Below are 6,327 nucleotides of genomic sequence, written 5' to 3'. Positions count from 1 at the left end.
ATTGCGCCTATTTCTATTATATAAAAAATTCTTTTATATAAAAAATTCTATTATATAAAAAAAGCCACAATAGTGGCTTTTATAGAATGAAATAACGTCTCTTGATTAGCTAATATTATCAAGTAGTTGCTGAGCATCAAATTGTTGCTGGGCATCGCCCTTTGCTACTACATCTTGTAATATTACTTCGGCGTTTTCGTTATCTCCTATTTCAATATAAACTTTCGCTAAATCTAATTTAGCTGCAATACCGTTATCATCTTCTTCTTCTGCGGCGTTATCACCAGAAAACTCAGGGAACTCATTAAGCCCGACATTAAAGTCAGTTTTATTGTAGGGCTCTTCGTCTTCTGTGTCGCTTAAACTATCTGATAATAAAGAGTCAACAGAGACAAAATCATCTTCATCATCATTGTCAAAATCAACATTTAAATTATTATCACTATCGAGGTCATCACCAATATCTAACACATCATCTAAGTCAACATCGAAATCATCTTCGCTGTCGCCTTCAATGTTAATCTCATCATCGGTATCAGTAGCGTCTAAGTCAATGTCATCAGCATTGAAGTCAGTTGAAAAGTCGAGATCATCTGAAAGTGTTGTCTGATTTTCTTCTGCTATGTTTGCCAACAAGTCATCAAAGTCAACATTATCGAGTGCTTCAATCTCATCAATCTCACTATTGTCATCATCGTCAGAGGTGTTTTCATCGGCTAATAAATCAGCTAATACATCACTATCGGTATAATCAGTTGCTTCTTCTGCCGCTAGTTCATTAACTTGTCCATCAATAAGTATATCGTCACCAATATCTAAATCATCAGCGTTTGAGTTGTCACCCTCAGCCACCTCAGCTAAAAGTGCATCTATGTCTAAATCATCTGACAAGTCATTATTTTTATTGCTATTTTTTTCGTTTATACTTTCGTCATGACTTGCATGAGTATCATCAACTAATTCTTCGGTGTCATCTTTAAGTAGCTCACTAAAATCTACCGATAAAAATGGCGCTACGTATTCATTGGTAAAATTATCGATAAGCGCTTTATTTTCATCTTCTGTAGTCTCAGTGTCATCTGCAGTTTCATCACCCTGAATATCACCTAATAAACTATCAATATCATCAGGGTCAGTTAACGCTATATTTTCATCTAAGTTATCAGCAGCCATTTCATCAAGAGGATCAATGATATCATCGGCAGTGATAGGTTTTGTCATCTGCTCTGGGGCTGACATTGAATCTAGCAAGGCGTCGATGTCATCAGGATCTGATATTTCAAAATTTTCAGCTTGTTCATTTAATTCAGCAACGGCACTTTCTTTAACCATTGAATCCATAAGTGCGTCGATGTCGTCTGGGTCAGTTAACTCTGCAGTGCTATTATCAGTTGCATCCTCTACTGGCTCTGGTTCTAGCTCAGGCTCTGGTTTTGGCGCTGCGGCGGCCATTGAATCCATCAGTGCATCGATATCATCGGGGTCGGTTAGCTCAGCCGAAGCATCTTCTACTGGCTCAGGCTCAGGTTTTGGCGCTGCGGTGGCCATTGAATCCATCAGTGCATCGATATCATCGGGGTCGGTTAACTCAGCCGAAGCATCTTCTACTGGCTCAGGTTCAGATTTTGGCGCTGCGGCGGCCATTGAATCCATCAGTGCATCGATATCATCAGGGTCGGTTAACTCAGCCGAAGCATCTTCTACTGGCTCAGGCTCAGATTTTGGCGCTGCGGCGGCCATTGAATCCATCAGTGCATCGATATCATCGGGGTCGGTTAACTCAGCCGAAGCATCTTCTACTGGCTCAGGCTCAGATTTTGGCGCTGCGGCGGCCATTGAATCCATCAGTGCGTCGATATCATCAGGGTCGGTTAACTCAGCCGAAGCATCTTCTACTGGCTCTAGTTCAGATTTTGGCGCTGCGGCGGCCATTGAATCCATCAGTGCATCGATATCATCAGGGTCGGTTAACTCAGCAGAAGCATCTTCTACTGGTTCTGGCTCAGGTTTTGGCGCTGCGGCGGCCATTGAATCCATCAGTGCATCGATATCATCGGGGTCGGTTAACTCAGCCGAAGCATCTTCTACTGGCTCAGGTTCAGACTCAGGTTTTGGTGCTGCGGCGGCCATTGAATCCATCAGTGCATCGATGTCATCGGGGTCGGTTAGCTCAGCAGTACTATCATCAACTGCATCGTCTACGGGTTCTGGCTCAGGTTTTGGCGCTGCGGTGGCCATTGAATCCATTAGTGCATCGATGTCGTCTGGGTCGGTTAGTTCTGTTGCAGCTTCTTCATGTACAGATTCAATTGCCTCTAAAGCACTATCGTCGTCTTCGTCGCCAATGTCGTTTAATAAGTCATTCAATAAATCTTGATCTAATTCACCACCTTCTAATGCTTCGCCTGGCAGCTCTTCTTTACTTTCATTGTTATTAATTTGGTCTTTATCCGCTGGAACGTCGTCATCATCGTCATCAAGACCTGAAAGTAAGGAATCTAAGTCGCTTTGGTCTAACTCACCACCTTCTAACTCGTCGCTATCAAGTGATATGTCTTCTAAATCATCTAAATCATCGAGTCCGTCCAAGTCATCTAGATCATCATCTAAATGAATAACATCATCGTCATCATCTAATGAACCTAATCCATCATCTGCGTCGTCAGCAAACAATGAATCATCTAAATTAAGTTCATCCTCACCTAGGTCCATTGAAAGTTCATCATCAAGTGATAATTCATCATCAAGCGATAATTCATCATCAAGTGAAAGTTCGTTATCTAAAGCAGCAAGAGGTGCTTCAGCTGTGTCTGCTGGTTTGGCTTTTTCTTGAGCAACAGCTTTTGATTTTTTAGGCTTAGCTACAGCTTCAGTTTCTCCACCTTTTTGACGGCGCAAGAACCAAAATACAAGACTCAAGACAAAAAATGCTGGTAGCGTTGACATTAAGATCTGAAACCAAAGCTGCGAGGTTATGCCTTCATTTTCAAGTTCAGCTTTTTGCTTCTCTAATAATAACGCTTGCTCACTCGCTTCTGCCATTTTCAATAGTTCTTGCTGAAGTGACATGATCAGTGCTAATTGAGCGTTTTGTTTTTCATCTTCTATAGTTGAAGCTTCTTTAAAAACATTCAGCTGCTGATTCACCGTTGATATTTTTTCATCAACAACTGCATTTTCTTTAAGAATAGCCTGCAAGCCATCAATTGAATCTAAAACATCATTTTGGATAGTTTCTAAACGAACGGTTTGCTTAGAGTTTATTTCTTCAAGCTGTGCATTGATTTCTTTTTTAGTCGCGTCTAAATCTTCCTTTTTAATGGCAAGTTCAGCAGGAGGAACAATTTTTTTCTTAACAGTTTTAGCAACTTTCTTTTGCCATGTTTTATCATCAGAGGTTGACTTACTTTTTGCCGCAAGAGGATTTATGGCACGCATCTCACTAACAGACGGCAATTTTAAGTACTGGCCATTGTTAAGATGGTTTAAGTTATTTTCTTTAAATGCTTGCGGATTTTTTTGATATAACGCCTGCATTACTTGATAAACAGACAAAGTAGGGTCTGGACGAACTTTTAAAGCAATGTTCCACAGGGTATCTTTTGAGGTAATAGGCCCGTATTGATCGTACGGAAACATATCCGTCGCCTTGGGGCCCCGAATACGAATACCGCCTTCTTCAAAGGCGAACAAAGAAACACTATACGTGGTAATGCTTATAAATATTACCTGCCACAGGCACAGGCGTAATAATCGATGCATCAAGTTTTCCTAATTATTTTTATTTACTGCCAATTGTTTGGCACTTCAAGCCTAGAGAAAGTAAAGCAAATTTTATTCCAACCCTACACCTGCTGTTTATATCATAGCAAGTTAATACACATTTTTTTAGTAATAATGAAACAAAAAACTCGTCGTTAACTATAACGACGAGTTTTGATTTTTCTTTAATAAATCTTAAGGTTAACTCAACTTTAACGCTAACTCATTTATTAAAGGGATGTTATGAAAGGTAGTCTTTAACCAATAATTCAGCAATTTGTACACTGTTTGTTGCCGCACCTTTACGTACATTGTCAGCAACAACCCACATATTGATCCCACAACTATGACTAATATCTTCACGAATACGACCAACATAAGTGGCATCTTTTCCGCTTGCATCGCCTATCTGTGTTGGAAAGTCTTCGTCATTACGACAAACAACAATACCTTCAGCTTGCTCAAGCAAATCTTTAACTTCTTCTGCTGAAATCGGTGATCCCGTTTCAATATGTAAGGCTTCACCGTGACCAAAGAATACCGGCACACGAACCGCGGTTGGATTAACAAGAACGTTTTCATCGCCTAGAATTTTTTTCGTTTCCCAGACCATTTTCATTTCTTCTTTGGTATAACCATTATCCATAAAGACATCAATTTGCGGGATAACATTAAAAGCGATTTGACGAGGAAAATGTTTAGTCTCAACAGGTTTTCCGCTTAACAAGTCTGCAGTCTGCTTAGCTAATTCGTCCATTGCTGCTTTACCACCACCAGAAACTGATTGATAAGTAGAAACATTAATACGATTAATACCAACAGCATCATAGATAGGTTTTAGCGCGACCATCATTTGAATAGTTGAACAATTAGGGTTAGCAATAATATTACGGTTTCTATAATCAGCTAATGCACTTGGGTTAACTTCAGGAACGATTAGCGGAATATCTGCGTCGTATCTAAACTCAGAAGTATTGTCTATAACAATACACCCTGCTTCACCAGCAATAGGAGCAAACTTAGCTGAAATTGAGCCACCCGCAGAGAAAAAGCCAATTTGCGCTTGACTAAAATCAAAATGGTCAGCATCGAGTACTTCAATACTTTGACCATTAAAGTCAATAAATTCACCTGCTGAACGAGCACTCGCCAACGGGTATAATTTATTGATTGGAAAATCACGTTCTTCTAATATTTCAATGATGGTTTTACCCACCAAACCTGTAGCGCCTAATACGCAGACATCAAATTTCTGTGCCATGTCACTCTCTCTTTGCTTTGAAGATTAGTACTTTATATACGTTAAATAAGTTACTTTTTAAGAAAACCAAGATGATGTGGCACATCACTCTTGGCTTGATTTGTCATGCTTACTTTAACCGCAGAAAACTCCCTGCGAGCCGGATAAGTTTTCCGAATGTGGTCAAAGCCATGACTTAAAATTGTTTCTCTGAAAATTCCATCATCACGACGTACATCGTAAACCATTTTTACGAGCTGGTTTAGTAGTATTTGCTCGAACGGTTGATTAATTTCAACTTCGGTTATTGAGGCGCGTGGTAAAAAATCACTTAGGTGCTTTTCTATCGGTATATTCAGTTGTTGACATAATGCCTGATAGAGCATTTCTGTACCACGTGCTTTTCCTTCTAAGCTATAACCTGCAATGTGCGCAGAAGATATTTCAGTGTAGGCAATAAGTTCATGTAATATATTAGGTTCATTTTCCCAAACATCTAAAACAACTTTCAAACCATGCCCTTGTTTTTTAAGCGCCAGTAACGATTTATTATCGATAACTTCACCGCGACAGGCGTTAATAAGAATTTGCTTTTCGTGCAGTTGCTTTAAACGTTTTTCATTGAGTAAGTGAAAAGTTGGCTGTTCGCCATTTTCAATGATGGGAACATGCAGTGAAATGACATCACAAGCTAAAACATCATCAAGTGATGAGTAATGGCGTTGGTCTTTAGTATTATTTGTCTGTTTTGCGGCGAGTAGTGGATCGCAAATTAAATACTTAATACCCAGTGCCGATAATTTTTCACTTAAACGAGTACCGGTATTACCCCCACCAACAATACCTACGGTTAACGAGAACAAATCAATTAAGTAACGTTCGGCTAAGACAACCAAGGCACTGATCACATATTCTGCAACAGAAATAGCGTTACAGCCTGGCGCTGCGGTAAAAGTAATGCCCCGTTCAGTTAAATAACTCTGATCAATATGGTCAACACCGATTGTTGCCGTACCAACAAACTGACAAGTTGAATTGCTTGCTAATAGCGCTTGGTTAACCTTAGTAATCGAGCGCACTAATAAAACATCCGCACTTTTGACCTGTTGAGCGGTTAACTCACGACCAACAAATGGGTGTAATTCACCTAGGTCGCCAAAGAACTCTTCAGCAAAAGGCATGTTTTCATCGTAAAAAATCTTCATGGTTTATAAACCTAAAGTCATTATTGATCTGATGAGGGTTATTGTATCTTAAATGCAAAAAAGCCACTATAAAGTGGCTTTTTAAATAACAAAATAATACTGAGTCTTTTAGATGTAACC

3 protein-coding genes are annotated in these 6,327 nt (G+C 39.6%); all 3 read right to left on the bottom strand.

Going from position 1 to position 6,327, the window contains the following annotated elements:
- Positions 1–105 precede the first annotated feature (105 nt).
- Positions 106–3,762 (bottom strand): FimV/HubP family polar landmark protein, encoded by a 3,657-nt coding sequence (locus H4J76_RS14160; protein ID WP_182230843.1) that lies wholly within the window; start codon positions 3,760–3,762, stop codon positions 106–108.
- 241 nt (positions 3,763–4,003) lie between these two features.
- The gene (locus tag H4J76_RS14155; protein WP_070374286.1) at positions 4,004–5,023 is read right to left on the bottom strand and encodes an aspartate-semialdehyde dehydrogenase; all 1,020 of its coding nucleotides are present in this window, start codon (positions 5,021–5,023) and stop codon (positions 4,004–4,006) included.
- 50 nt (positions 5,024–5,073) lie between these two features.
- Positions 5,074–6,207, bottom strand: a complete 1,134-nt coding sequence (locus H4J76_RS14150) for a 4-phosphoerythronate dehydrogenase (protein WP_182213998.1) — start codon at positions 6,205–6,207, stop codon at positions 5,074–5,076.
- Positions 6,208–6,327 lie beyond the last annotated feature (120 nt).

This window comes from Colwellia sp. BRX9-1, assembly GCF_014077195.1.
Classification (GTDB): domain Bacteria; phylum Pseudomonadota; class Gammaproteobacteria; order Enterobacterales; family Alteromonadaceae; genus Colwellia_A.
This window is presented reverse-complemented; position numbering and strand designations above follow the sequence as displayed.